Raw genomic sequence first — 26,140 nt, forward strand, 5'->3', positions numbered from 1 at the left:
ATTCCTTGCCGTTCTGCAGGCGGACAATAAATAGGCAATCGCGATGCGCGGAATGGCCGAAGAGGAAATTGAATGAATTTTGATCTGGCGTTGGTGTTGGTGATCTTGACTGCGCTGAGTGGCGTGATCTGGCTGATCGACAAGCTGGCTTTCGCACCGTCTCGTGCGCGACAAGCAAGCACGATCGAAGAAATTTCCGCACTTTCCGAGGCAGAGCGCAAGGCGCGCATGCTGGAAGCACTGCGCGAGCCAGTGATCACCGAATACGCGCGCTCTTTTTTCCCGGTATTGCTGCTGATTCTGATTTTTCGATCGTTTATCGCCGAACCTTTCAAGATTCCATCAGGCTCCATGATGCCGACCCTGCTGGTCGGTGACTTCATTCTCGTCAACAAGTTCGCCTACGGATTGCGTTTGCCTGTGCTGAATACGAAGTTCCTTGATGTCGGCGAGCCGCAGCGTGGAGATGTCGTGGTGTTTCGCTACCCCGGCTATCAGTGCGAGCGCAATGGCAAGGCAGTGCGTAGCGGCAATCCGTGCTATGAACCACAGATTCCGGTTCCAAAACAGGATTACATCAAGCGCATCGTCGGCCTTCCGGGTGATGAAATCACCTATCGGAACAAGATCCTCTATGTCAACGGAAACGAGATTCCCCAGACCTATGTCGGCCCCTACATTGGCCCGTCTGAACCAGGCCGCAACATGGATTCGGCCCAGGTCAAGGACGAGAAACTGTCAGACACAAGCCACCGGATGATGACGCTTCCGCAGACGTCCGGTCGGGAAGGCAGTTGGACGGTTCCGGAGTCCAGTTATTTCGCCATGGGTGACAATCGCGACAGCAGCGCGGATAGTCGCTACTGGGGATTCGTGCCCGAAAACGCTCTGGTCGGACGCGCATTCCTGATCTGGATGAACTGGGACAATAGTATCGATTATCGACGGATCGGCACGATCATCAAATAACGGAGGGTGGATTCATGTGGAATAGAAAGCGCACCAGCGGTATTACCTTGATCGGGTTTCTCATGCTGCTTTGTGTGATCGGATTTTTTGGCTATATGGCAATGCGACTTGTGCCGATGACTGTCGAGTACATGGGAGTAGTCAAGGCAATGGAGCAGGTCAAAACGGAACCGAACGCCCAAAACATGTCGCCCGAAGAGATTCGGAATAGCCTCTACCGCAAGTTCGACACTCAGTATGTCGACGATTCGGCAATCCCTCCCCAGTCGATCCAGATACTGAAAAAAAACAACGGTACAACCCTGCGGATCACCTACGAGCGCCGTGTGTCGTTTATCCACAATATCGATTTGATCGGGTCTTTCGACAAATCAGTCAGCTTGTCGGGCGGAGATGGAGGTTAGTCACCAGATCCTCGGCCATTGCTTTGTCGACAAATCACTCCTCGAACAAGCACTGACTCATCGAAGTGCAGGTCGTCGCAATAACGAACGCCTTGAGTTTCTCGGCGATGCCTTGCTCAACCTGATTGTTGCCGAGTACGTCTATGAGCAATACCCCCGCGCAAGTGAAGGCGACATGACCCGCGCGCGCGCTTCTCTCGTAAACGGCTCGACATTGGCCGAACTTGCTCGCGAAGCGCAAATTGGCGATCACCTGGTACTTGGTCCAGGTGAATTGAAGACCGGCGGATTCCGTCGTGATTCCATCCTTGCCGATACGTTTGAAGCGCTGGTCGCTGCGATCTATCTGGATGTCGGCTGGGAGCGATGCCGGACGCTCGTGCGCCAGGTGTTTGCCGAACGCGTGATGGCGGTGGACGGCAAGGTCAGCAAGGATTCGAAAACCTTGCTGCAGGAGCTGCTGCAGGCAAATGCCTTGCCGCTTCCTGTCTATGAGTTGCTGGGTACCCGTGGCGATGATCACGACAAGGAGTTTGATGTCATCTGCCAGATCGAAAGTCTTGAGCTGAGCCGCAGCGGGAGCGGATCGAGTCGAAGAGCGGCCGAACAAGCCGCAGCCGAAGGTTTGCTGGACCAGGCACGCGCCTCCATTGCCGCCCAAAAGAAGAATCGCAAGTCATGAGTGCAACACCCCCAGGTCCACATCGTTTTGGTCGAGTAGCCTTGCTCGGTCGCCCGAATGTGGGCAAGTCGACCTTGCTCAACGCGCTGATCGGTTCAGATCTCAGTATTGTCTCGCCAAAGCCGCAGACCACGCGTCACCGGATTCTCGGCATTGCCACTCACGCCCAGGCGCAGATCGCATTGCTCGATACACCGGGTTTGCATCTGGGTGGCAAGCGGGCGATGAACCGTCAGCTCAACCGAGTCGCACGTCAGGTTCCGGATGAAGCGGATGTCATCGTCCATGTGGTTGCCGCTCCGCGTTGGACCGACGAAGACCAACAGGTTTGGGATTTGATATCACGACACGATGTGCCACGCCTGCTGGTCATCAACAAGATTGATCTGGTCAAGGACAAGGCTGACCTTCTGCCTTATGTGGCGAGCATCAGCGAAAGCCGTGAATATCAGGGAATTCACTATCTTCGAGCGACCCATGCCAAGGGTCTGCCCCATTTTCTCGATGAGCTGGTCAAGCTGCTGCCCGAAGGTGAGGCAGAATATGATGCGGATGAACTGACTGATCGAAGCGAACGCTTCATCGCCGCGGAAATGATTCGTGAGCAATTGATGTTGCGTTTGTCGGAAGAATTGCCATATGCGACCTCGGTGGAAATCGAGCACTTCGAGCAGGTCGGCAATCTTTCCCGGATTGCAGCCGCAATCTGGGTTGAGCGCGAAGGCCAGAAAGCCATCGTCATTGGTTCTGGCGGCTCCGGACTCAAGGCGATCGGGAGCAATTCACGGCGACGCATGGAAAAGCTCTTTGGCAACAAGGTGTTTCTCGAACTCTGGGTCAAGGTTCGCGAGAACTGGTCCGATGATGAAGCTTCCTTGAAGCAGCTCGGATATTCCGGCTGAGCAATCCCTGGGAGCCAATGTGTCCGTCGATGCCGAACCCGCCCTGATCCTGCACGCGAGGGCGTATCGCGAAACATCCCTGTTGCTGGAATGCCTGACACCCGGTTACGGCAGGGTCGGCATGATCGCCAAGGGTGTCAGGCGCGAGCGTTCGCGTTTGCCACGCGGCACGTTGCAACCATTGCAACCCCTTCATCTGAGCTGGGTCGGCAAAGGCGAACTGATGACGATGACGCGTGCGGAAGCCACGGCAGGCCCGTATTCGATGCCCGGCGACCGAATTTATTCCGCCATGTACATCAACGAGCTGGTGCTTCGACTTTGCGCACGAGGTGACCCGCATAGCGAGTTGTTCGATCACTACGTACTTTGCCTGCATCGTCTTGCAGGCGGCGAGCCGGAAGCCTGGACCCTGCGGCGCTTCGAGCGTGACCTGATGTACGATCTTGGTTACGGGCTCGTCCTTGATCGCAATACCGAAACTGGCGAGCCACTCGTTCCCTCCATCGACTATGCCTACGCGATCGACGCGGGCCCGCGTCCTGCGCGGGGCCATCAGAATGAATTGCGCATCAAGGGATCAGCCCTTGTTGCTCTGCAGAATGACGAGATGCCTTCTTCCAGGGAAAACATCGAGCTCAAGCGCTTCATGCGCGTGCTGCTACAGCATCAGCTTGGCGGCGGCACGTTGAACGCATGGAGCATGCGGGTAAAGCCAACGAATTGAATCGGAACTGTCTACCCGGAGACGCGATTGATCGCGTTCGTGCACAAGACCCTCGATCGAACCTCAAGGCAATGCGGCTCGGGTCTGCATGCAGGTGCGAAGAAAGTTGGCGATTGCCGAGGTCGGCCAGTCTTTCCCGGCGTGAACCTGCGCCCTCAGCACCTTGATTGACTTGGTCAGAGCGGGTGCGCCGCAAAAACCCGCCGACGCATCAAGCCGGTGCAGGCGATCGAGCAGGCCAGGGTAGTCGCTGCTGGCGGCAAACTGATCGAGCTCTTCCGCCAGCGCATCCAACTCCCCAGCGAACAAACCTCGGAGAGCGGCAATGATCGATGCATTGCCCCCTGTTGTTTCGGCGGCCATGGCGTCGTCGAGCAATGTACCGGTATTGGCGGAATCTGTGAGATGGCGACCCAACGAGGCATGCAAGGCGGCAACACCGATGGGCTTGTACAGCACTTCGGCGAATCCCATGGCGATCAAGGCATTCCGATTGGCTGAAGCCTCGGCGGTGGTCAGCAACGCCGGCGTCATCCGATTGCGCTGTCCTTCTGAACGAATGGCGTGCAAAACGCTGCTGCCATCAAGGCCGGGCATGCGCGCATCGAGCAGTATGAGATCGAAGGATTGTTTGTCAGCGAGGCTCAACGCAGCCGTTCCATCTTCTGCGAGGGTTGCTTCATGCCCCGCCAGAGTGATCGACTCACTGAAAAAATGCAGGCTAAGCGGGTTGTCGTCAGCAATGAGTACATGTGCCATCAAGAATCTCCCTTTCCCTGAGAACGATGCAGCTTTATCCGATTGACGCTTGCCGTCAAATATCGAGATTGGTTCTGCTGATTTTGCCGAGAGCGCAATCGAATGGACTGATACCATGCGCTGCCTCCAGATCCCCGCCCTTGATGACATCATGCCGAATCCAGAAGTCGACATTGAAAGCCTGCTCCACGATGGACGCGGTGTTGCCCACATTGATGGCAAGGCCGTTTTCGTTTCAGGTGCCTTGCCGGGCGAACGCGTTCGAATCCAGTATGGCAAACGTCGACGTGCCTACGATGAAGCCAGGGTTGAAGAATTCCTGACCCGCTCGCCAGATCGAATCGAGCCGCGGTGCCCTCACTTTGGCGGCTGTGGTGGTTGCGCGTTCCAGCACCTGCCCGCGGAACGGCAGATCGAGGCCAAGCAGAACGTGCTGGCCGAAAACTTCGAGCGCATCGGCAAGGTCAGCCCGCAGCGCTGGCTGCCGCCACTGAGCGACCAGCCCTGGGGTTATCGTCGCAAGGGGCGCTTGTCGGTCAAGTGGGTCGAAAAGAAGGGCAAGGTCGTGGTCGGCTTTCGCGAAGACAACCCGCGATTCATTGCTGACCTCTCGGTTTGCCATACCTTGCTGCCTGAGGTCGGGCAGCGCATCGAGGCATTGTCAGCGTTGATCGGATCGATGGATGCTAAAAGCGATATTGCCCAGATCGAGATTGCTGCGGGCGATGACACGGTAGCGCTGGTGTTTCGCAACCTGATTCCGTTGAGCGACGGCGATCGACAGAAGCTGATCGCTTTCGGGCAACATCATCAGCTAGCCATCCTGCTGCAGCCCAAAGGGCCGGACAGCGTCCACGCACTGTGGCCTGAGCAGATCGATCTGCGTTTCCGAATTGCCGATGCCAACGTGGACATCGCGTTTGAACCGCTGGATTTCATCCAGGTCAATGCGGGCATGAATCAGCGCATGATCCGGCAGACCCTGAATTTGCTCGACGTGAAGCCAGACGATGTGGTGCTCGATCTGTTCTGCGGACTGGGCAATTTCACCTTGCCAATTGCCAGACAGGTCGCATCTGTCGTTGGCGTCGAAGGCGATGAAGGACTGGTCATGCGCGCCGGCCGGAATGCCGAGAGCAACCATGTCGAAAATGCATTCTTCCATGCGGCTGATCTGCTTCAGAATCACGCCACCTCAAGCTGGGCACGTGGCAGCTACAGCAAGATGCTGCTCGATCCACCACGATCAGGCGCCGCCGCGGTGTTCGAGTACTTGCCACGAAAGGGCACGAATCGAATCGTCTATGTTTCCTGCCATCCAGGATCCCTGGCCAGGGATGCCGGTATCCTCGTCAATCAACATGGATTCAGCCTGGTCGAGGCAGGGGTCATGGATATGTTTCCGCATACCGCGCATGTCGAATCAATTGCGTTGTTCATCCGTTGATCGACCGGTAGGATGCGGGACATGAGTACCTCTCTGAATGACAGAAAAGATGACAAGAATTCACGAGGCAGTTGAAGCATGTTGATCATCGGTATTTCCGGCAAGACCCTGAGCGACGAAGACCGTGTCTGGTTGGCGGCTCCGCAAGTCAGCGGTGTAATTCTTTTTTCCAGAAACTGCAGCAATCGGGATCAGGTAACGGAACTGATCGACGATATCCGCATGGAGCGCCCGGATGATCCGTTTCTGATCTGTGTGGATCAGGAGGGCGGTCCGGTTCAGCGCTTTCGCCAGGGATTCACCCGCTTGCCGGCGCTGGCGCAAATTGGCGAGCTCCACGACAGCAAGCCGAAACTGGCGGTTGCGCTCGCCGAAGAGCATGCCTGGCTGATGGCCAGCGAAATGCGATCTATCGATATCGACTTGAGTTTCGCACCGGTGGCCGATCTCGCCTGTGGAAATCTGGCTGTCGGTCCGCGTGCCTTTCACGCTGATCCCGCCGTTGCGTCCGAACTGGTCCAGGCCTATACGCGCGGCATGCATCTGGCCGGCATGGCGGTCACGCTCAAACACTTTCCGGGGCATGGCAGCGTCATTGCCGATACGCATTTCGACACCGCGACCGATTCACGTACGCTTGATGAGTTGCGCCGCAGCGACCTGATTCCGTTCGTGGATGGTTTCGCCGCTGGTGCCGAAGCGATCATGCTTGCGCATGTCAACTATCCGAAAATCGACACGATGGCGGCAGGATTCTCCAATGTCTGGATCGGAGACATCCTGCGCAAGGAGCTTGGCTACGCTGGAATCGTCATCGGTGATGATATCGGCATGGCGGCGGCCGAGGCGATGGGCGGAGTTCCTGCGCGAATCGAAGCGCATCTCAACGCGGGCTGTGAGCTGATTCTCGCCTGCAGTCCGTCGCTCGTCGAAGAATCCGTGAATGCGACCGCGCATCTTGATGCCTGCCCGGCGGCACGTGTTGAAAGCTTGCGCGGTGCGGTTGCACCGACCTGGGAAGCGCTCGAAGACAACCCGAAACGCGACGAGGTGATTGCGCGCCTTGCCGAATTCCTCCCCGAACCGAGCAGCAAATGAGTCGACCGAAACTTTCCGAGGCGCTACGAACTGCCGACCTCATCCATGATCAGGCAGCGCTTTCGACGGCGATCTCGCGAATCGGTCAGGAAATTGGCCAGGCATTGAATGGCCAGTCCGCGGTTTTCCTGACCATCATGCAGGGCGGGCTCATTTTCGCCGGACAACTGGCGACGGCGATCGATGCCGATCTTGAGTTCGACTACGTGCATGCATCGCGCTTTCGCGGCACCACTGAAGGCGGTGAATTGAAATGGATGCGACGACCGGATACGGCGTTGAAAGATCGTATCGTGCTGCTTGTCGACGACATTCTCGATGAAGGCCACACGCTTCAAGCGATCCGCAAATGGTGTGCTGACCAGGGCGCATCGAAAGTGCTGCTGGCGGTCCTCTGCGAAAAGCGTCATGGTCGCACGGTGCCGGATCTCGCCGCCGATTTCGTCGGCGTCGAGGTGCCAGATCGCTATGTCTTCGGCTACGGCATGGATTTCAACGAGCAGGGCCGCAACCTTCCTGCCATCTACGCGCTTTGATGCCGATGTCGATTGATCTCGCACTGATTGGTGGTACCGGTTTGTACCGGTTTCCCGGCCTCGAAAATATTGTCGAACAGGTCGTCGAGACGCCGTGGGGAAAGCCCTCCGATGTCATTGTCAGCGGCCAGCTTGGCGCAAAGCGCGTTGCCTTTCTCGCTCGCCACGGGCGCAAGCACGACATCCTGCCGCACAAGGTCAACTACCGTGCGAACCTGCAAGCTCTCCAGCAAATTGGTGCGCGCCGCATCATCGGCGTCAATGCCGTTGGCGGTATCCGCGAGGACATGGGTCCGCGCGTCCTCGCCATTCCGGATCAGATTGTCGACTACACCTACGGGCGTATCACCAGCTACTGCGATGTGGATGGTGCTGAAGTACGTCACGTCGATTTCAGCGACCCCTACACTCAGACCTTGCGCCAGCAGTTGATCGATGCGGCCGCACGCGCAGACGTCGCTGTGGTCGATGGGGGCTGCTACGGCGCAACTCAGGGCCCACGTCTTGAAACCCGCGCGGAAATCGCGCGCATGCGCCGCGATGGCTGCGATCTGGTCGGCATGACCGGCATGCCCGAAGCGGTGCTCTCGCGCGAGCTCGGCGTTGACTACGCCTGCCTTGCCCTGGTCGCCAATTGGGCCGCTGGATGCGGCGACGAGGCCGAGATCAGTCTCGAAGAGATTTTTGCCAACCTCGAAAAGGCCACCGCACAGGTGCCGCCGATCATAGCGGCAATGCTCGGCGAATCCTGATTCCGTGTTCGTCGAACGTTCTCAGGCGGCGAACTGCAGCCTGGCGAGTTCCGCATAGAGACCGCCCTGTTCAAGCAACTGCGCATGTGTGCCCTGGGCAACGATACGTCCTGCATCAAGCACGACGATGCGATCGGCCTTTTGTACCGTGGCCAGACGATGGGCAATTACGAGGGTAGTGCGGTTGTTCATCAATCGCTCGAGCGCATTTTGTACAAGTCGCTCGGATTGCGCATCGAGACTTGAGGTTGCCTCGTCGAGCAGAAGGATCGGTGCGTCACGCAGCAGTGCCCGCGCGATTGCGACACGCTGTTGCTGGCCACCGGACAGGCGCACGCCACGTTCGCCGAGATAGGTGTCATAGCCTTCCGGCAACGCGCTCAGAAACTCGTGGGATTCCGCTGCCCGTGCCGCCGCCTCGATCTCCGCGTCGCTGGCCTCGATGCGGCCGAAGCGGATGTTGTCGGCGGCACTCGCACCAAACAACACCGGATCCTGCGGCACGAGTGCGTAGCAGCCGCGCAACTCAGCGAGTTCGATTGCGCGCAAGTCCTCGCCATCGAGCGTGATCCGACCATGCAATGGATCATGGAACCGCTGCAGCAACTGGAACAGCGTCGTCTTGCCCGCTCCGGAAGGGCCGACCAGGGCAACGGTTTCTCCCGGCTCGATGCTCAGCGAAAGATCGTGGATCGCCGCTTGATCGGGGCGCGATGGATAGCGAAATTCAACCTGCTCGAATCGCAGCGCGCCGCGCACCGGATGCGGCAATGCCGATACCGGTTCAGGCGAACGGATATCGGCATCGGTATCGAGCAGTTCGCTGATCCGGCCCAGTGCGCCTGCGCAGCGCAGCAGTTCACCCCAGACCTCGGTCAATCCGCCGACCGACCCGGCGGCCACGACCGCGTAAAGAACAAATTGTGCGAGCACGCCGGCATTCATCTCACCGGCAATCACCTGGTGCGCGCCGGCCCAGAGCACGACCGTGATCGCACCAAAGCTGAGCAGGATAACCAGCGCCGTCAGCAGGGCCGTGGTGCCAATGCGCTTGCGCGCCGTCGATAGCGCAAGCAGCACGGCCGAGGTGTAGCGATCGCGTTCGCGCGGCTCGCGTGTATAGGCCTGAACGGTGTGGATTGCGTTGAGCGATTCCGAGGCGATGGCCGAAGCATCGGCGATGCGATCCTGGCTCTCGCGCGACAGCGTGTGGACGCGACGTCCAAGAAACACGATTGGCAGGATCACCGCCGGAATGACCAGCGCCGTCAGCCCGGCCAGTTGCGGACTGGTCACGATCAGCATCGTCGTCGAGCCGATCAGCATGACCACGCTGCGCAGCGACAAGGACAAGGTCGAGCCAACCACGGTCTGCACGAGTTCGGTATCGGCAGCCAGGCGCGATACGAGTTCACCGGATCGGGTACGTTCGAAAAATGCCTGATCGAGCGTCAGCAGATGCGAGTAGAGGCGTGAGCGCAGGTTCGCGGCGACCCGTTCACCGAGCAGGGTGACGCAGAAATAGCGCGAAGCCCCGGCAATGGCCATGACCACCGCAACACCAAACAAGCCGATGAAACCGGCATTGAGCTGATCCGGATCGGTCTGGCCGAATCCCCGATCGATCATGAAGCGCGCTGCAGCGGGCAGGGCGAGCGTGGCCGCCGACGAGATGGCCAGAAACACCAGCCAACCGGTGATCAGCAATCGCTGTTCGCGAAGATACGGAAGCAGGCGGCGGTATGCGCCGAGTTTGGGCGGCGTCGCTGGAGTTGGCTCGGGCATGGGCAGAATTCGACAGGGCAACCCAACGAATGGGCTCGGCACGAGTGGAATTCAAGTCCATTCAAGCGAGTTCATCGCGCGCGGATGCCGTCAATCCATCGGCTCCGCAATAGTCTCCCGACCGCGAGTCAGATCGCGCAAATAGTCGGAGAACCCATCAAGCTGATCGCGTGGCAGACGCAATTGCAGCGCGGCACCGCTGGCATCAAAATTTTCTTCAATTCTTTCCGCGGCAAACTCACTCAATCGCGCCTGCAGGATCGGCAGTTCAGCGAATTCGCAATGGATGCGCACAGTCACGGTTTCGATGATCGGCGTCTTCTCAGCGAGGCGCAGACATTCGGCTGCGCAGCCGCCATAGGCGCGTGCCAGGCCACCGGCACCAAGTTTGGTGCCGCCATACCAGCGCGTGACGACGACGATGACTTGATCAACGCCCTGGCCCTCAATGGCTTGAAGGATCGGTCGGCCTGCCGTGCCGCCGGGTTCGCTATCATCGGAGAATCGATATTGCTGGCCGATTTTGTATGCCCAGCAATTATGCGTCGCCAGCGGATCGCTGATTTCTGCCAGCAAGGTCAGCGCCCGATCGGGATCATCAACGGGTTCGGCGTTGGCGAGGAAGCGGCTCTTGCGGATTTCCTGCAGCAAGCTGGCCGAACCAGTCAGGGTTTGCAGCACGCTCACTCAGCCAGCCGACGCAACTCGTCGGAGAGTTGCCAGTCCGGATGCATGCGACGAAACAGGCGCAGATTTTCGATGGCTTCCTGGCGGCGGCCAGCTTCCTTCAGTCGCACGATTTCGGCCAACCAGTCCTGTGGCGCGAGGTGCATGTTTCGACGCAACTTGACCGATGAGTTCGGCGAAGGCACGCGTGACTGCTCGGCAGCGGCTTTCGGCGCACTCATCACTTCGGCATTGCCAGCAGCTTGATCCCGCCTTTGCGTGCGCATCGCCCCAGCGGCCGCGGAATCCTTCTCAATCGGTGCGCTGTCCTTTTTTTCCAGAAACGGCTGCGCTTCGTCGGTTGTCGGCATGCGGGCTGCGGGCTCGGTTTCGGCTGGCCTCTGTTCAAGCACTGGAGGCGCGGCAGGAGGCGGTGGTGGCGGTGCGGGCGCCGGTGCAGGAGGAGGACTCATCAGCTTGCTCCTCGCTTGCCTCGCGGACTCCTGCTTGATTGCCGCTGGCGCAGCGGACAGCTCTTCATCCGCCATGGTTGCAGCGGCCTCGGCTGGCTCGGATTTCTGCGGTCGCGGCGATTCACTGATCGGCTGCACCGGAATCACTGATTGCCGGGAGCGATTGGTGTCGCTCCGGGTCTCGTGTGATTCGAGCTGCTTGCCTACCTGCCAGGCGATTCCCGCGGCCAGAACGATGCCGGCAGCCGAGCCGAACCCAAGCAACCAGCGCTGCCCCCGCGACGTGTGCTTCCCATGAACCGCGCGAGCGGCATTGGCCAACACGGCCCGATCCAGTCGGCTCGGTGGCTCAGGATGCGGCAGACGGCGATAGATGGCAGCAAATTCGCCGCCATCATCATCGAGCAGACGTTCAAGATCTTGTTCGGGGTCGCGGCGCTTGCTCATGTCTCGAACCTCGCGCGGACCCGGGCGAGGGCATAGCGCAGCCGCGACTTCACGGTTTCGCGACCGACTCCCGTGACTTCAGAAATTTCTTCAAGTCCAAGGCCATTTTCAATACGCAACAAGAACGTTACGCGCTGTTCTTCAGGTAATTCCTCAAGCACGATCTGCAGCTTTCGCCGCTGTTCGAACTCACTCAGCACGCGTTCGGGTTGCTCGTTCTCGGGCGCGTCAAGTTGATTGAATACGATCTCGGCTTCCTCCGCCGAAGCCTGAGGACGGCTGCGGCGAAAGCGGTCAATCACGAGGTTGTGCGCAATCTGCAGCAGCCAGGTCGTGAACTTGGCTTCAACACGATAGCGCTCACGTGCGGCCACGGCGCGGCTCCAGGTTTCCTGGAACAGTTCATCGGCATCGGCGCGGTGGTTGCGCATGGAGCGCAGGAGAAAGCGGTACAGAGTGCCACGGTGGCGCCGATAGAGCATTTCGAAAGCGAGCAAGTCGCCTCCGGCATACGCGAGCATCAGTTCTTCGTCCGTTCGTTCAAGCCCCATGCGTGCGAGGTTAAGGCAATCCATGGGGGGAGTCATCTGCTTGGGTGCGGGGTTTAACGTCCTTGTGCTGGTTTCGGGGTTTAGCTGGGTGTGGAGCACGTTTGATCGGGAGCGGAAGAGCGGTTAGCGGTTAGCCGGAAAAGCAGTATCGGCAGCGTGGCTGCTGAGAGAGTTTTGTAGGAAGCGGCTTCAGCCGCGATGCATTTTCCCTCCGCATTCAGAAGGGCATCAGGCCTGAAGGCCTTTCCTACAAAATCTCGCTCCCGCGACCGCTCACCGCCCGCTACTCAATCTGTTCGCGCGCCCAGTTCGCATCGAGGGCTTCCATCGCGTCCAGCGGCTTGGAGTTGGCGGCCTTGTCGTAGGCTTCGGCGACGTCGTCCTCGCGCTTGTCGCCGTGCAACAGCAACAAGCCATTTCCGTACTCGATCCAGGCGATTGGCGACTGCGGGGTCAGCTTGAGTGCGGCCTTGAGGTGCTTTTCGGAATCTGCCGCATTGGCGCCGTAGGTCAGCTTGGCCAGCATGCCGCCGACCTTGTTGACGATTTCAGCGTGATACAAGCCCATGGCGGTCAGCGCCTCGGCGTGCTTCGGGGCCATTTTCAGCGTCGTATCGAGTGATTCACGGACCTTGCCGGCCAAACCCTGGGCCAGTGCCTTGGCGATCGAGATCGACTGACTCAGGCGACCGATCGCGAAGGCGCGCCGGTAATGGTTGTTGGCGAGCTCGGGCAGGATGCTCACTGCTTCATCGGCCAAACGGACGAGATCCTCATAGCGATTGGTCTTGGCATCTTCATCGTCGACAAGATACGAGGCATGGATTCCAGCAGCCTTGATTGCCACCGAGGCACCGAGCGCCTTCAGCGCAATGCCGGACTCGTAGGCTTGCTGAAAATCGCCACGATGAAAATCGCGCCAGGCATCCTGCAACTGGTTCGCGATTACGGTGGCATCCTTGCCGAGCTTGGGATGAGCCTTGAGCAGGGCTGCAACATGCTTGACATCGGGGTATGGCTCCAGATCGCCTGCATGCAGCTTGGGCCAAGCCTTGGCCAGCTTGTCACCGGCATAATCGAATGCCTTGTTCTTGTGCGGAAACACCTTCCAGTTTTTCTTTGCCATCATTGAACCCTCGATTTGCCTGTCTGCATCCTGCGCCAGCAGCGCATGCGGCGGCAAGCCGTTAAACTTCGCGGCAGCCTCGATATGTCGGCGACTTTGGCTAGTGCATTGCCTGATGATTCGAAGAATCCAGTTTCAAACAGAAACCCTCTCACCCTTATCGTCATCCCGGCGAAGGTCGGGATCCCGCTTTTCTGAAATGCAAAGGCACCGGATCCCGGCCTTCGCCAGGATGACGGAAGTGAGCAATACACCAATCCGTTGACTCCAAGATCTCAATGACTTCTGCCGAGAAATCCACCAACCCCGCCCATCGCGCCGCCGAACTGCGCCAGCGACTCGCGGAAGCAAATTATCGCTACCACGTCCTCGATGAGCCGCAGATTCCTGATGCCGACTACGACAAGCTGATGCGCGCGCTTGAAGCCATTGAAGCCGAGCATCCCGATTTGGCACTCGCTGATTCGCCGACCCGGCGTGTCGGCGCTGCACCTTCGCGCGAGTTCGCCGAAGTGCGTCATGAGTTGCGCATGCTTTCGCTGGCCAATGCATTCAGCGACGAAGAAATCGCGGATTTCGTTCATCGCATTGCACAACGACTTGAAATCGACAACCCGGTGTTCTCGGTTGAACCCAAGTTCGATGGGCTCGCGATCAGCTTGCGCTATGAGAATGGCTTGTTCGTGCAAGGTGCGACACGCGGCGATGGCGAGACCGGCGAGGATGTGACGATCAATCTGCGCACGATCAAGGCGATTCCGTTGCGCCTGCGCGGTGATGACTGGCCTGCGGTGCTGGAAGTGCGCGGCGAGGTTTACATGCCGCGTGCCGAGTTTGAACGCTACAACGAACACGCCCGCGAGCATGGTGGCAAGGTGTTGGCCAACCCGCGCAATGGGGCGGCTGGCTCGCTGCGCCAACTCGACTCCTCGATCACGGCTTCGCGACCGCTCGCCTTCTATGCCTATGCACCCGGTGCCGTCGCAGAGGGCGCGTTGCCTAAGACCCACTCGGCCCTGATGGAGAAATTTCGCGAATGGGGCTTTCCGGTCAGCCATCTGGTTGAAACCGCACGAGGAACCCGCGGCTGCCTTGACTACTATCGGCGCATCGGAGAATCGCGCGACAGCCTGCCATTCGATATCGATGGCGTCGTCTACAAGATCGATGATCTCGATGCGCAGCGCGAGCTCGGTTTCGTCGGTCGAACGCCGCGCTGGGCCATCGCGCACAAGTTCCCGGCTCAGGAACAGAGCACGCGTCTGCTCGCGATCGATATCAATATCGGCCGTACCGGCGCAGCCACGCCGATTGCACGGCTTGAACCGGTGCAGGTGGCTGGTGTCGTCGTCACCAATGCGACTTTGCACAATGCTGACCAGATCGAGCGGCTCGATGTGCGCATCGGCGATACCGTCATCGTGCGACGCGCCGGTGATGTGATTCCTGAAATCGTGCGCGTGATTGAGGATCAGCGGCCAGCCAATGCCACGTCTTGGCAGATGCCGAGCCATTGCCCGATCTGCCAATCTGAACTCGTGCGCGAGGAGGGACAGGTTGTCTGGCGCTGCTCGGGCGAACTGATTTGCCCGGCCCAGCGCAAGGAAGCCATCATTCATTTTGCCTCACGTCGCGCAATGGACATCGAAGGCCTTGGCTCACGCCTGATCGAAGATCTATGCGATCTCGGCTTCGTCGTCTCGATCGCCGATTTGTACAAGCTTGGTCTCGACGATTTCATCGAAATGAAGCGTCGCGCCGACGAGCGCGATGGCACCACACCAGAAACCGTCAAGGCCGGCAAGGTTGCGACGAAGTGGGCAGAGAACCTGATCGATGCCATCGAACACAGCAAGCAGACGACGCTGGAGCGCTTCCTGTTTTCGCTCGGTATCGAGCATGTTGGCGAAAGCACGGCCAAGGCTCTCTCGGCGTGGTTCGGCAGACTCGAACTGATCCGTCATTTGCCGTGGCCACTGCTCAAGCTGGTGCCCGATATCGGTGGTGAAGTAGCGCGTTCGATCGATCACTTCTTCGCCCAGGAAGGCAACCAGGCGGCCATCGACGAACTGCTGATGCGCGGCGTGAACCTCAAGGACGAACGCGATGTCTCGCCCAAGTTGCGCCAGAGCCTGAGTCCGGATCGGCTGCTTGTCAGTTTCGAAATTCCGAAGCTGACCGAGAAGCGCGCGGCACAACTGGCTGGCGCGTTCGAGGATCCTGGCCGCGTGGTCAGCGCCCCCGAACACCAACTGTTGACCGCCGGTTTGCCCGCCGACACGGCGGCCGCGCTCCTGCGCTGGCGCGAAGAGCCGGCGCACGCCGAACTGTTCAAGCGCAGCCTGGACGAGTGGAACACCTTGCGCGAACTCGTCGGATCGACCACCGCGCCAGAGCAATCACTTCCGCTCGATGGCAAGACCGTGGTGCTGACCGGCTCGCTGTCAGCAATGACGCGTGACCAAGCCGGCGCCAGGCTCGAAGCACTCGGAGCCAAAGTGGCCGGCAGCGTTTCGAAGAAGACTGATTTCATCGTCGCCGGCGAATCAGCCGGCTCCAAGCTCGAAAAGGCACAGGCTCTCGGTATCGAAATCTGGGACGAAGCGCGCTTGCTCGATTTCCTCGCCGGACAAGCGGCTTGAACGCAATCACCTTGCACGAAGCGCTGGCGTTGCGCGCCCGCCTCTACACCCTGATCCGAGAGTTCTTCGCCGCGCGCAAGGTGCTCGAAGTCGAGACACCGATTCTTTCAGCAGCGGCCAACACCGAACCGAATATCGAGAGTTTCAGCACGCTGTTCTCGGGCCACGTCGATGCCGGTTCGGCGGAACGCTGGCTGCGCACTTCGGCCGAGTTTCCGCTCAAGCGCCTGCTCGCGGCCGGGGTGGGGGATTGCTATGAGCTTGGTCGGGTATTCCGCAACGGCGAAGCGGGCAGGCGACACAATCCCGAATTCACCATGCTCGAATGGTACCGGGTTGGTTGGGATCATCAGCGTCTGATTGACGAGACTGTCGAGCTGATTCGCCAGGCGTTGGCAATGGTCGGGCGCGAAGCCAGTCTCAATTCGATGACCTATCGCGAACTGTTTGCAGACACACTGGGCATCGATCCGTTCAGCGCATCGATTGATGCTTTGCGCGAATCCCTGGGTGACATCGAAATCGAAGGCACAGGCCTGCAGCGTGACGACTGGCTCGATCTGCTGATCACCCACCGCATCCAGCCGGAATTCCCCATCGATCGCATCACCGTGATCCACGACTGGCCGGCGACTCAATGTGCGCTGGCGAAGATTCGCAATGAGGATCCACCGGTTGCCGAGCGCTTTGAGTTGTATCTTGGTCGCTACGAACTGGCCAACGGCTATCACGAACTCACTGATCCGATCGAACAGGGCGAGCGCTTCGAAAGCGACAATCGCCGCAGAAAATCACGCGGCCAGCGCGAGCTTCCGGTTGACCAGAACCTGCTGGCGGCGCTTGGACGTGGAATGCCGGAGTGCGCTGGTGTCGCTCTCGGTATCGAGCGGTTGTTGATGTGCCTCAGTGGCGAGGACGATATCCGTGCGCTGCTGGCGTTTGCTTTCGCCGACGCCTGAGTAGTCGTTCAGCCGGAAGCGAATTGACGTCCTGGTCGAATCCAGATCCACGCGATCACAGCCGCAACGGCAGCCGTCGCCGAGCCGAGCATGAAAGCGGTTTCTCCGCCGGCAGCTTCCCAGACTTGCCCTGACAGCAGCGCACCAATCACGCCACCGATGCCGGAAGAAAATCCGTAGAAAATTCCTTGTGCATGGCCGTTCTGACGACCGGGGAAAAAGAACACAAGGAACTGCATGCTGGCCGCGAAGAAGGCGGCAAAGCTGAGCGCGTGCAGGGTTTGTGCGAAGGCCATCAGGACAGCGTGTTCAGGCCATAGCGCGATCATCAACCAACGCAGGCTGGCGGCGACCAGCGAAACGATCATCACGGTCGCCGCGTTCCAGCGACGGAAGATCCAGGCGGCGAAGCCAAACACCAGGATCTCGACAACGACGCCGATCGACCAGTAGATGCCGAGTGCCGAGGTTCGATAGCCGTGCTCGTCGAGATAGATCGAATAGAACGTGTTGTAAGGGCTGAACGAGATCTGCATGAGCAGGGCGACGACGAAGAACGCGATGACCTCGGGGCGGCGCAGCTTGCTGAAGAAACTCGGCGATTCATCGCTGACGGCGGTGACGGGTTGTCGACCGTAGTCGTTGAAGAACGCCGTGGTCGCCATTGCCACGAACAGCGGCAGCATCAGCCAGGGCAGGGAGGTGACTGGCAGGTAATCGAGCAGAACCCCAAACAACGCGACCACAGTGACAAAACCGATCGAGCCCCAGACACGGATGCGCCCATAACGCTCACTCTTGCCGACCAGATGCGACAGCGTGATTGATTCAAACTGCGGCATCACCGCGTTGTACATGAAGCAGAACACGCTCATTGTGACGAACAGTGCGGTGAAATCGTGCGGCACGGTGAAGAACGCGAAGCTGGCGACGGTCAGCACCGAACCCGCGCGCAACCAGCGGATCGGATGCGTGGATCGTCCGGCCAATGTGCTCCAGGTGCTCGGCGCAAAAATTCGCGTGCCATACCAGAGACTCATCAGGATGCTGATCGCGGCGATATCCTGGCCGCGCTCCTGGAGGTAGAGCGCCCAGTACGGATTGAACGCGCCGAGTGCGGCGTAATAGGTGAAGTAGAAGCTCGACAAGCGCAGCGCAGGAATTCGCGCGCTCATGCTGGCATCGGCCGCATTCACGCAGGGAATCTCTGCACAATTTTCGCTGTCGATTTGCGTTTCACTCAAAATTCCAGATCGAGGCTGGCACACAAATAGTCGATCAGCGGTGCCACGCGCTTGAAACGGTCGACCAGCATGGGCTTCAATTGTGCAGATATGGCGATGCTGTCGGCGAATCGTTCGACGGCAACAAAGTCCTTGCGCTTGAGATCTTCGATCAATTCATGCTCGGCATCGAAACCACGTGGTGGTCGAATCAGACTGGCGCCACCGAGGCTGAAATGCGAGGTAAACGCTTTCGAGCGCGTCGCCTTTTTCCACGCTGCCGGATTGTCGGCGATGAAGGCGCGGATGCGTTTGACCGATTCGGGTTCCGGGTGCCATTTCCCTCCGCCGACAAAGCAATCGCCTTGCTCGATATGCAAGTAGAACGATGGCGCATCAACCTGCCGGGCACGCTCATGAAACAGCCGCGCGCCTGACCAGGTCTTGTATGGCGTCTTGTCGTTGGCGTAGCGCGTATCGCGATAGATGCGAAACATCGAGCCTCCATGGCCACGCGGATCTGCCACGAAATGCGGCGAGATCTTCGCCAGCGGTACCTGCAGGTCGGCAATCAACTGCAGGAACGGCTGCCGCAGTACTTCCTCGTAGCGCGGTTTGTTTTCGTTGAACCAGACCCGATTGTTGTTGGCCTTGAGATCGCGCAGGAAGCGGAAGGTGGCAGGGGTGAAATAGGCGGTTGTCATTGGAGTCTCAAAATTGCGGGTATCAGAGGGCCATGGTCGCTGGTCGGGGCTACGCCGCGGGTGATTGCAGGAGCAGGCTTCAGCCGCGATGCTCCCGGCCCGGCTGCGATGAAGCCAACCGCATCGCGGCTGAAGCCAGCTCCTGCGAAAACGGGCAAAGCGAAAATGGGTTCCTATTCGATCTGCCGTTGCAGTTCGCGCCCCCAAACCTCAAGCGAATCAAGCAATGGAAGCCTGCTCGCATCCACTTCTGTTCTCTTCGTGGAAATCAGGTCGAAATACTGATCAAGAGTCAACGTCGTCAACGGAGTTTCAGACGTCAACCGTCGTCGGCGGAACTCCTCCCAGCGTATTGTCTCCTCATCGCTCAACGATTCGGGCCAGTTGCGCGCGCGATAGCGAAACAGCAGTTCGGCGTAGCGAGAATCACAAAATTGAATGGAAGAGTTGCCGAGGAGTTCCCCGGGCGTTTGCCGCACCTCGCGCAGCAATCGCTTGTCGGCATCCGGCAGGAACCCCGAATAGAGCGCAAGTTCCGGATCTGCCGGTGGGTCGTGGGCTGCCTGAGCGGCAAACACGGCCTGCATTTTTTCCGCCAGTCCATCTGCCTGATTGAGCATATCCAGATGGCGCAAGGCACGGTCGACGTCGAGCCCGATGCGCGCGCTATCGACCCCCTTGAGCACACTCATCGGCGCCAGTGCTGGCGAGCGATTGACGTGCACGAGCTTGAGCGGAATGCGCTCGACATCCTCGGGAAGATCGGCACGCGAGACGAAAACACGATCGGCGATTTCATCCGGTTCGAGTTCAAGCAGCGGCGTCGGGTCGACATCGAGGTCGTAGACAATCACGCCGTTGGACTGTTGCGGATGAATCGCCAGCGGCACAACGATGGCCAGACAACCTCGACTCGCCGGATAGCGCGATGAAACATGCACGACCGCTGTGCGACGCACGGCATCCAGCAGTTGGAACGCACGCTGCTTGCGACGCAGATCGAAATGGAAATCGAACAGTCGCGGCTGCTGCAGGCGGATCAATCGAGCCAGGCCGATGGTGGCCTCGACATCGGAAAGCGCATCGTGTGCGCGGTCCTGCTTGAGGTGGTTGGCGGTGGCCAGATCTTCCAGCCGAAAGCTCGGTGTGCCGTCATCACGCATCGGCCACTCGATACCGTCAGGTCGCAACGCGTAGCACATGCGGGCCAGATCGATCAGGTCCCAGCGCGAATTGCCATCCTTCCATTCCCGCTCATACGGATCATGAAAATTGCGATACAGCATGTGCCGTGTGAATTCGTCGTCGAAACGCAACGAGTTGTAGCCAACGCCACAGGTCCCGGGCGTGGCCAACTCCTCATGCACCATGGCCGCGAACTCGGCTTCGATGTGGCCCTCGCGCTCGGCATGTTGCGGGGTGATGCCGGTGATCAGGCAGGCTTGCGGATGTGGCAGGGAATCCGTTGGCGGCTTGCAATAGAGCATGACCGGATCAGCGATGATCTCCAGTTCGCGATTGGTGCGGATACCGGCAAACTGCGAAGGCCGATCGCGACGCGAATCGGCACCGGTGGTCTCGTAGTCGTGCCAGAAGAAGGTGGTTTCGGCCATGATGGGAAGAGCAGGGCGGGAGTGCGTGCATGCTACATCGATAAGCGGAAGCTTGGCCTGCACCGTGCATCGCGGCAATAATCACCCCATTCATCCAAGCGGAGTGCACGATGCCATCGACCCATGAGGACAATCTGATCTGGATCGACCTGGAGATGACCGGCCTCGATACCGACAATGATTCGATCCTCGAAATTGCCACGGTGGTCACCGACAAGGATCTGAACATTCTTGCCGAAGGTCCGGAATTCGCGATTCGCCACAGCGAGGAGCGTCTTTTGGCGATGGATGACTGGAACCGCAATCAACACGGCAAATCCGGACTCTGGCAGCGCGTGCTCGATTCACAGATCGACATGGCCCTGGCCGAAGCGCGCACCGTCGAATTTCTTCTGCAATGGGTTCCCGCCGGCAAATCGCCGATGTGCGGAAACTCGATCTGCCAGGATCGCCGTTTCATGCACCGGCTGATGCCGCGGCTGGAAAGGTTTTTCCACTATCGAAACCTTGATGTCTCGACGATCAAGGAGCTGGCACGACGCTGGGCCCCCGATGTGTGCAAGGGTTTCAGCAAGGAATCGGCGCATACCGCCTTGAGCGATGTGCGTGATTCGATCGATGAACTGGCCTACTACCGACCCCTGCTCGGACGCTTTGCAGAAGCGCCACCCTCACCATAAACGCCATTCTTGATCTCGTCATCCCTGTGAACGCAGGGGTCATGTGACGTTGCTTGGGCTCCATTGGAGGCGTTCTACCAGACATGAGAGCAGCCCGACGAGTTCATGCATGCGATCATGCGCGGCTGACCGTTAGTGAACTGCTTTCCGTGACCAACGAAAACCCGAAATCCATCGCTCCCGTCGACGTATCCGGCCTGATCGAACGCCTGCGCGCCGCGACTTCCGCGCTGCTTGAAGTGGCCGATGACTGGAGCCTGCTTGAGCAGTTGCCCGCCGCGGACCGCAAGCTTCTGCACCAGGCGGTTGCCCGCGTCTATCACCCGGATCCGGTTTCCCGTCGCCAGCGCATGAAGGCGGCCGAGCGCGAGCGCATCAACAGCAAGATCAACAAGGATGATGCCTTGCTCAATGCCACCGGCATCCGCCAGTTGCGCGCCAAGCCGGTGTTCACCACGCCGAACGTCTTTCCGCCGCAAACCGACAACGTGCGCGATACCGATGATGAAAGCGTCGCCCGACGCGAATCGATCGAGTTGCAGCATTGTTATGTGTGCAAACAGAAATACACCCTGATCCATCACTTCTACGATCAGTTGTGTCCAGCATGTGCCGCCTTCAACTTCGCCAAACGAACCGAGCTCACCGACCTGAGCGGACGCGTCGCCTTGCTCACCGGCGGTCGGGTCAAGATCGGTTATCAGGCCGGACTCAAGTTGCTGCGCGCCGGTGCCGGCCTGATTGTGACGACACGGTTTCCCCGTGATTCGGCATCACGCTATGCGCAGGAGCCGGATTTCGAGGAGTGGGGCGATCGTCTTGAAATATTCGGGCTCGATTTGCGCCACACGCCGAGCGTCGAAGCGTTCTGCAACGAATTGCTGAAGACGCGTCCACGTCTCGATTTCATCATCAACAACGCCTGCCAGACGGTGCGCCGTCCACCCGAGTTCTATGCGCACATGATGGCGGGCGAATCAGCCGCACTCGATGATGTGCCCGAACACGTGCGCAAGCTGGTCGGCCGCTACGAAGGGCTGCGCAGCGCCGACATGCTCGATGGTGGCAAGGGTCAAAACCTTCCATCAGCGGGGCAGGCGGCAAGCAGGCTGCCGGGCCTGATCCGTGCCGCCGAGCTGTCGCAAATGAAGTTGCTGCCCGACGAGTTGCTCGCCCAGCAACACCTGTTTCCGCAGGGACAGCTCGATCAGGATTTGCAGCAAGTCGATCTGCGTGGTCGCAACTCGTGGCGTCTGCTGATGGATGAAGTCCCTTCCGTCGAACTGCTCGAAGTGCAACTGGTCAACGCGATCGCACCGTTCATCATCAATGCGCGACTCAAGCCGCTGATGCTGCGTACACCCGAGCGTGACAAGCACATCGTCAACGTCTCGGCTGTCGAAGGCCAGTTCTACCGCAACTTCAAGACGACCAAACACCCGCACACGAACATGGCCAAGGCCGCACTCAACATGATGACGCGCACCTCGGCGACCGACTACCACAACGACGGCATCCACATGAACAGTGTCGACACGGGTTGGGTGACCGACGAGGATCCGGTCGACATTGCTGCGCGCAAGGTCGTCGAGGAGCGTTTCCATCCGCCGCTCGACATCATCGACGGTGCCGCACGCATCGTCGATCCGATCATCCACGGCATCAACAGTGGCGAGCACATCTGGGGCCAGTTCCTCAAGGACTACAAGCCGACTGACTGGTGAGGTTCGAGCTGCGGCTTGTTCAGCTATTGATCTGCATCAACAGGGCGTCCAGACTGGGGATGTAGCCTTGTAAGTGACGCAATCTTCCTTCGCCTTGGAGTCAATTTCATGTTCAAGCACATCTTGATACCCACAGACGGTTCAGAGCTTTCGACCAATGCAATCGAGAAAGGAATCAAGTTCGCCGCCGGTATCGGCGCTTCGGTAACCGGTTTGAACGTGGTTCCCAATCTGAAGTTGCTTGATTACCAATTGCAGATACTCGAAGAAACACGGCAGACGCTCAACGAAGCGGCGAAATCTCGCTCTCTGGCCATCCTGGAAGTGCTGAGCAAGGCGGCCAAGGCAGCCAATGTCGAGTGCAAAACCGAGATGGCGGTCAACGATCGCCCGTACAGAGCCATCATCGATAGCGCCGAGAAAAACGGATGTGACCTGATCCTGATGGCCTCACACGGGCGAAGTGGCGTCAGCGCCGTGCTGCTCGGCAGCGAAACCCACAGGGTTCTGACCCACAGCAAGATTCCGGTACTGGTACTGCGCTAAGGCAACGCTGATCAAGTGGCGCAATCGTCACGACGCCTGTCTGCGTGCAGATCGCGGCGCGCAGACAGGCGTCGCCTAACCGATTGTTTTTGTTGATGCAGGTGGCATTGGCGGGTGGCTTGTTTGTGCACTGCTATCGATTGCCCCGAAATACTCTCACCCGGCAGGGCCACCTCGGCTTTTGGGCCAATCATTGACGGGAATGACCGGTTCAGATCTCGTAGTACCCGTGTTCGCTATGCTCAGGCCATGGAACTGTCAATCAGCAGTGGCATGATTTCGAATCAATACTCAGGAGAATTGCATGAAGGTCCAGGTCAACACCGATCACTCAATTGAAGCCAGCGAAGGAATGGCGAATCACGTCAGCGGACTTGTTGAGCACGCGCTGAGGAATCATGCGAACCGTTTGACCCGAGTCGAGGTGCATTTGACCGACGTCAACGCCGGGAAGTCCGGACCTGAAGACAAGCAGTGCACGATTGAGGTCCGTCCCGAGGGCCTGCAACCCATGGCAGCCACGGACAATGCCGACGGCATCGACGATGCGGTGCGCGGTGCTGCCCACAAAGTCAGCCGGATACTCGACAGCGCTTTCGGTAAAGCGGGATAGGACAAGGATGAGCGTGAAGTCAGAGCTGCTCAGATGTATGCGCAGTTCTGACTGGCCAGGTGGGGCATTGAATTTCAATCATTCAGGCATCTAGCATTTGACATAATATGCATTGTGCGTATTAATGTTGGCATTGGCATAGAACTCGCTAGTGCATTTTGCTGTATCGCCATTGACGTGCTTCTGCTCAAGACCTCCTGTCACATTCACCCAGCTTCTACGGCCGCGCTTCATGGAAGAACATCAACAGAACGCGTCACCGCGCACCAATCGTCCCAACGTGGACTGGAATGCGATTGAGCTAGCCGATGGGCAATCGTCCCATGCAAGCGCGCGAAAATCGCCCTCCAATGGCTGGTTCGCAACGGCGGTGTTTGTCCTCGTCGTGTTGGCGGCCCATACAACGCTTGGATACTTTGGCTACCACTGGATTCGCAGCAACTTTGCGCCAACGATGCAATCCGCAACTGCAACTCAAGCCGCCAGTCAGAATCCGGCGATTTCGGCCTTGCAACGTCACAAACCGCCATCAGCAGAGTCCGGGCCGAAAGCGCCAAAGGAAAGGTTGCCGGGCAAGTTGCATTGGAGTCGCCGCGAAGGGCTGGGAATCACGCCTGATATCACAGAAAACTGGAAATACGCGGGTGGTCTCTACTATTCGACCAAAGTGGATTCAAATGGAGCAACCGTCATCGAACTCGTCCTGGAGAACCATCGTCCTTTGCGCTGCAAGGGTTGAAAATGCTTGCCTTGTCAGGCCTCAAGGACGTATTCGCCACTGACACGCATCACCCATGTGCCGCTGGCAGACTACAATGGTCGACTTTCCCCGCTCGGTCCGCGCATGGCACTCAACGCAACTATCTACAAGATCGAGCTGCAGATCAGCGATATGGACCGCAATTACTATGCGACCCATGCACTGACTCTGGCCCGCCATCCTTCGGAAACCGATGAGCGCATGATGATTCGTGTGCTCGCATTTGCGCTTTTTGCTGATGAACACCTGGAGTTCGGCAAGGGCCTCAGTACCGACGACGAACCGGATCTGTGGCGCAAGGAGCTGACTGGCGATATCGCTCTCTGGATTGATCTTGGTCATCCGGATCCTGCGCGCATCCGCAAGGCCTGCGGTCGCTCGAATCTGGTCATCGTGGTCAACTACGGCGGTCGCGGCGCTGATATCTGGTGGGAAAAGTCAGCCAGGGACCTGAAGCGCTCGAAGAATCTCACGGTGCTCGATATTTCAGTCGACGTGGTTGACGCGCTCGCGGCATTGGCCGAGCGCGGCCTGCGCCTGCAATGCCTGATCCAGGATGGCCACGTTCAGATCATCAGCGGTGATACGGTGATCGGCATCGATCCGAAGCCGCGCATGGCCGCCGATTTCTCCGGGCGCTGGAGCAATGCCGGATAGTCTTGATGTCGCCATCATCGGAGGTGGTGCTGCCGGATTGATGTGTGCGCTGACAGCCGGTCGGCGTGGCAAGCGTGTGCGCGTCATCGAACATGCCAACCGTGTCGGCAAGAAGATCCTGATGTCCGGTGGCGGGCGCTGCAATTTCACCAATACCGGCACGACACCGGCCAATTTCCTCTCGGCCAATCCGCACTACTGCAAATCCGCGTTGGCACGCTTCACGCCGGTCGATTTCATCGACATGGTCGATGCGCATGCAATCGCCTGGCACGAGAAAGAGCTCGGCCAACTGTTCTGCGATGTTTCATCCAAGCAGATCGTGCGCATGCTTCTCGATGAATGTGCCGATGCCGGTGTGCGCATTGATACCAGTTGCAAGGTTGATCGAATACAGAATCTGGATACGGGCTTTCGCCTCGATACCCATTCCGGAGTGATCGACTGCCCTGCCCTCGTTGTTGCCACCGGCGGGCTGTCGATTCCGAGCATGGGTGCAAGCGGGTTCGGCTATGAAATTGCCCGCCAGTTCGGCCACAACGTGCTGGCCACGCGCGCCGGACTGGTGCCCTTGACCTTGAGCGGCAAGCATCAGGAACGTCTGCAGGATCTGAGCGGAGTTGCCCTGCCGGTCGCCAGTTCATGCAATGGCGCACGCTTTCAGGCCGACATGCTGATCACCCATCGTGGCATCA

At 58.9% G+C, this 26,140-nt stretch carries 27 protein-coding genes; 18 read left to right on the forward strand and 9 right to left on the reverse strand.

Annotated elements, in window-relative coordinates; translation table 11 throughout:
- Positions 1 to 72: 72 nt before the first annotated feature.
- Genes lepB through recO form a run of 5 tightly spaced genes read left to right on the forward strand, consistent with a single transcriptional unit; the run spans position 73 to position 3,684 of the window.
- Complete coding sequence (gene lepB, locus VFN25_RS06410; protein ID WP_325140009.1) at positions 73 to 969, forward strand: signal peptidase I; 897 nt, start codon at positions 73 to 75, stop codon at positions 967 to 969.
- 14 nt (positions 970 to 983) lie between these two features.
- Positions 984 to 1,373, forward strand: a complete 390-nt coding sequence (locus tag VFN25_RS06415; protein WP_325140011.1) for a DUF4845 domain-containing protein — start codon at positions 984 to 986, stop codon at positions 1,371 to 1,373.
- A complete protein-coding gene (gene rnc, locus VFN25_RS06420) occupies positions 1,363 to 2,055 on the forward strand; it encodes a ribonuclease III (RefSeq protein ID WP_325140012.1) in 693 nt (230 codons plus the stop codon). The genes VFN25_RS06415 and rnc overlap by 11 nt, the downstream gene beginning before the upstream one ends.
- Positions 2,052 to 2,957 (forward strand): GTPase Era, encoded by a 906-nt coding sequence (era, locus tag VFN25_RS06425; RefSeq protein WP_325140014.1) that lies wholly within the window; start codon positions 2,052 to 2,054, stop codon positions 2,955 to 2,957. The genes rnc and era overlap by 4 nt, the downstream gene beginning before the upstream one ends.
- A 19-nt stretch (positions 2,958 to 2,976) precedes the next feature.
- Entirely contained in the window at positions 2,977 to 3,684 is a 708-nt protein-coding gene (gene recO, locus VFN25_RS06430; protein WP_325140016.1) for a DNA repair protein RecO, read from the forward strand.
- A gap of 63 nt (positions 3,685 to 3,747) precedes the next feature.
- Here recO and VFN25_RS06435 read toward each other — a convergent pair whose 3' ends face one another.
- Positions 3,748 to 4,443 carry a response regulator gene (locus VFN25_RS06435; protein ID WP_325140018.1) on the reverse strand — a complete coding sequence of 232 codons (696 nt, stop codon included), beginning with the start codon at positions 4,441 to 4,443 and terminating at the stop codon, positions 3,748 to 3,750.
- A gap of 151 nt (positions 4,444 to 4,594) precedes the next feature.
- On the opposite strand from VFN25_RS06435, the gene rlmD reads away from it, so the two are divergent.
- The 4 genes from rlmD to VFN25_RS06455 all read left to right on the forward strand — a co-directional run bounded on the left by rlmD (position 4,595) and on the right by VFN25_RS06455 (position 8,276).
- On the forward strand, positions 4,595 to 5,890 hold the full coding sequence (gene rlmD, locus VFN25_RS06440) for a 23S rRNA (uracil(1939)-C(5))-methyltransferase RlmD (RefSeq protein ID WP_325140020.1): 1,296 nt from the start codon (positions 4,595 to 4,597) through the stop codon (positions 5,888 to 5,890).
- A 78-nt stretch (positions 5,891 to 5,968) separates the two neighbouring features.
- Entirely contained in the window at positions 5,969 to 6,988 is a 1,020-nt protein-coding gene (gene nagZ, locus VFN25_RS06445; protein WP_325140022.1) for a beta-N-acetylhexosaminidase, read from the forward strand.
- Complete coding sequence (locus VFN25_RS06450; RefSeq protein WP_325140024.1) at positions 6,985 to 7,524, forward strand: hypoxanthine-guanine phosphoribosyltransferase; 540 nt, start codon at positions 6,985 to 6,987, stop codon at positions 7,522 to 7,524. The genes nagZ and VFN25_RS06450 overlap by 4 nt, the downstream gene beginning before the upstream one ends.
- Before the next feature lie 5 nt (positions 7,525 to 7,529).
- Positions 7,530 to 8,276: an S-methyl-5'-thioinosine phosphorylase gene (locus VFN25_RS06455; RefSeq protein WP_325140026.1), complete on the forward strand. Its 747-nt coding sequence runs from the start codon at positions 7,530 to 7,532 to the stop codon at positions 8,274 to 8,276.
- Between the two features lie 21 nt (positions 8,277 to 8,297).
- Here the strand turns inward: VFN25_RS06455 and VFN25_RS06460 are convergent, their stop codons facing one another.
- The 5 genes from VFN25_RS06460 to VFN25_RS06480 form a co-directional block, all read right to left on the reverse strand.
- Positions 8,298 to 10,061 (reverse strand): ABC transporter transmembrane domain-containing protein, encoded by a 1,764-nt coding sequence (locus VFN25_RS06460; protein WP_325140028.1) that lies wholly within the window; start codon positions 10,059 to 10,061, stop codon positions 8,298 to 8,300.
- A gap of 90 nt (positions 10,062 to 10,151) precedes the next feature.
- Positions 10,152 to 10,748, reverse strand: a complete 597-nt coding sequence (locus VFN25_RS06465) for a YigZ family protein (RefSeq protein ID WP_325140030.1) — start codon at positions 10,746 to 10,748, stop codon at positions 10,152 to 10,154.
- Complete coding sequence (locus VFN25_RS06470) at positions 10,745 to 11,647, reverse strand: hypothetical protein (protein ID WP_325140032.1); 903 nt, start codon at positions 11,645 to 11,647, stop codon at positions 10,745 to 10,747. The genes VFN25_RS06465 and VFN25_RS06470 overlap by 4 nt, the downstream gene beginning before the upstream one ends.
- Complete coding sequence (locus tag VFN25_RS06475) at positions 11,644 to 12,198, reverse strand: RNA polymerase sigma factor (RefSeq protein WP_325140056.1); 555 nt, start codon at positions 12,196 to 12,198, stop codon at positions 11,644 to 11,646. Before VFN25_RS06475 ends, VFN25_RS06470 begins: the two co-directional genes overlap by 4 nt.
- A gap of 283 nt (positions 12,199 to 12,481) precedes the next feature.
- On the reverse strand, positions 12,482 to 13,327 hold the full coding sequence (locus tag VFN25_RS06480; RefSeq protein ID WP_325140034.1) for a hypothetical protein: 846 nt from the start codon (positions 13,325 to 13,327) through the stop codon (positions 12,482 to 12,484).
- Positions 13,328 to 13,602: 275 nt separating this feature from the next.
- Between VFN25_RS06480 and ligA the strand changes: the two genes are divergently transcribed.
- Together ligA and epmA are read left to right on the forward strand one after the other, a co-directional pair.
- Positions 13,603 to 15,966: an NAD-dependent DNA ligase LigA gene (gene ligA, locus VFN25_RS06485; RefSeq protein WP_325140036.1), complete on the forward strand. Its 2,364-nt coding sequence runs from the start codon at positions 13,603 to 13,605 to the stop codon at positions 15,964 to 15,966.
- A gap of 5 nt (positions 15,967 to 15,971) precedes the next feature.
- Positions 15,972 to 16,925, forward strand: a complete 954-nt coding sequence (gene epmA / locus VFN25_RS06490; RefSeq protein ID WP_325140059.1) for an EF-P lysine aminoacylase EpmA — start codon at positions 15,972 to 15,974, stop codon at positions 16,923 to 16,925.
- 8 nt (positions 16,926 to 16,933) lie between these two features.
- Here epmA and VFN25_RS06495 read toward each other — a convergent pair whose 3' ends face one another.
- The 3 genes from VFN25_RS06495 to sbcB form a co-directional block, all read right to left on the reverse strand.
- Positions 16,934 to 18,100: an MFS transporter gene (locus VFN25_RS06495; RefSeq protein WP_325140038.1), complete on the reverse strand. Its 1,167-nt coding sequence runs from the start codon at positions 18,098 to 18,100 to the stop codon at positions 16,934 to 16,936.
- A 65-nt stretch (positions 18,101 to 18,165) separates the two neighbouring features.
- Positions 18,166 to 18,852: a DUF2461 domain-containing protein gene (locus VFN25_RS06500; protein ID WP_325140040.1), complete on the reverse strand. Its 687-nt coding sequence runs from the start codon at positions 18,850 to 18,852 to the stop codon at positions 18,166 to 18,168.
- Positions 18,853 to 19,025: 173 nt separating this feature from the next.
- Entirely contained in the window at positions 19,026 to 20,465 is a 1,440-nt protein-coding gene (sbcB, locus tag VFN25_RS06505; RefSeq protein ID WP_325140042.1) for an exodeoxyribonuclease I, read from the reverse strand.
- Between the two features lie 110 nt (positions 20,466 to 20,575).
- Between sbcB and orn the strand changes: the two genes are divergently transcribed.
- The 7 genes from orn to VFN25_RS06540 form a co-directional block, all read left to right on the forward strand.
- Entirely contained in the window at positions 20,576 to 21,145 is a 570-nt protein-coding gene (gene orn / locus VFN25_RS06510; RefSeq protein ID WP_325140044.1) for an oligoribonuclease, read from the forward strand.
- Positions 21,146 to 21,294: 149 nt separating this feature from the next.
- Positions 21,295 to 22,869, forward strand: a complete 1,575-nt coding sequence (locus VFN25_RS06515; RefSeq protein WP_325140046.1) for an SDR family oxidoreductase — start codon at positions 21,295 to 21,297, stop codon at positions 22,867 to 22,869.
- A gap of 108 nt (positions 22,870 to 22,977) precedes the next feature.
- Positions 22,978 to 23,415: a universal stress protein gene (locus VFN25_RS06520; protein WP_325140047.1), complete on the forward strand. Its 438-nt coding sequence runs from the start codon at positions 22,978 to 22,980 to the stop codon at positions 23,413 to 23,415.
- 304 nt (positions 23,416 to 23,719) lie between these two features.
- Positions 23,720 to 24,028, forward strand: a complete 309-nt coding sequence (locus VFN25_RS06525) for an HPF/RaiA family ribosome-associated protein (protein ID WP_325140049.1) — start codon at positions 23,720 to 23,722, stop codon at positions 24,026 to 24,028.
- 151 nt (positions 24,029 to 24,179) lie between these two features.
- Positions 24,180 to 24,767 carry a hypothetical protein gene (locus tag VFN25_RS06530; RefSeq protein ID WP_325140052.1) on the forward strand — a complete coding sequence of 196 codons (588 nt, stop codon included), beginning with the start codon at positions 24,180 to 24,182 and terminating at the stop codon, positions 24,765 to 24,767.
- A gap of 105 nt (positions 24,768 to 24,872) precedes the next feature.
- Positions 24,873 to 25,445 carry a YaeQ family protein gene (locus VFN25_RS06535; RefSeq protein ID WP_325140061.1) on the forward strand — a complete coding sequence of 191 codons (573 nt, stop codon included), beginning with the start codon at positions 24,873 to 24,875 and terminating at the stop codon, positions 25,443 to 25,445.
- Positions 25,435 to 26,140 (forward strand): aminoacetone oxidase family FAD-binding enzyme (locus tag VFN25_RS06540; RefSeq protein ID WP_325140054.1); only part of this gene is annotated, 706 nt, incomplete at its 3' end. The genes VFN25_RS06535 and VFN25_RS06540, both read left to right, overlap by 11 nt.

The organism is Dokdonella sp. (assembly GCF_035703485.1).
Taxonomy (GTDB): Bacteria; Pseudomonadota; Gammaproteobacteria; order Xanthomonadales; family Rhodanobacteraceae; genus Dokdonella.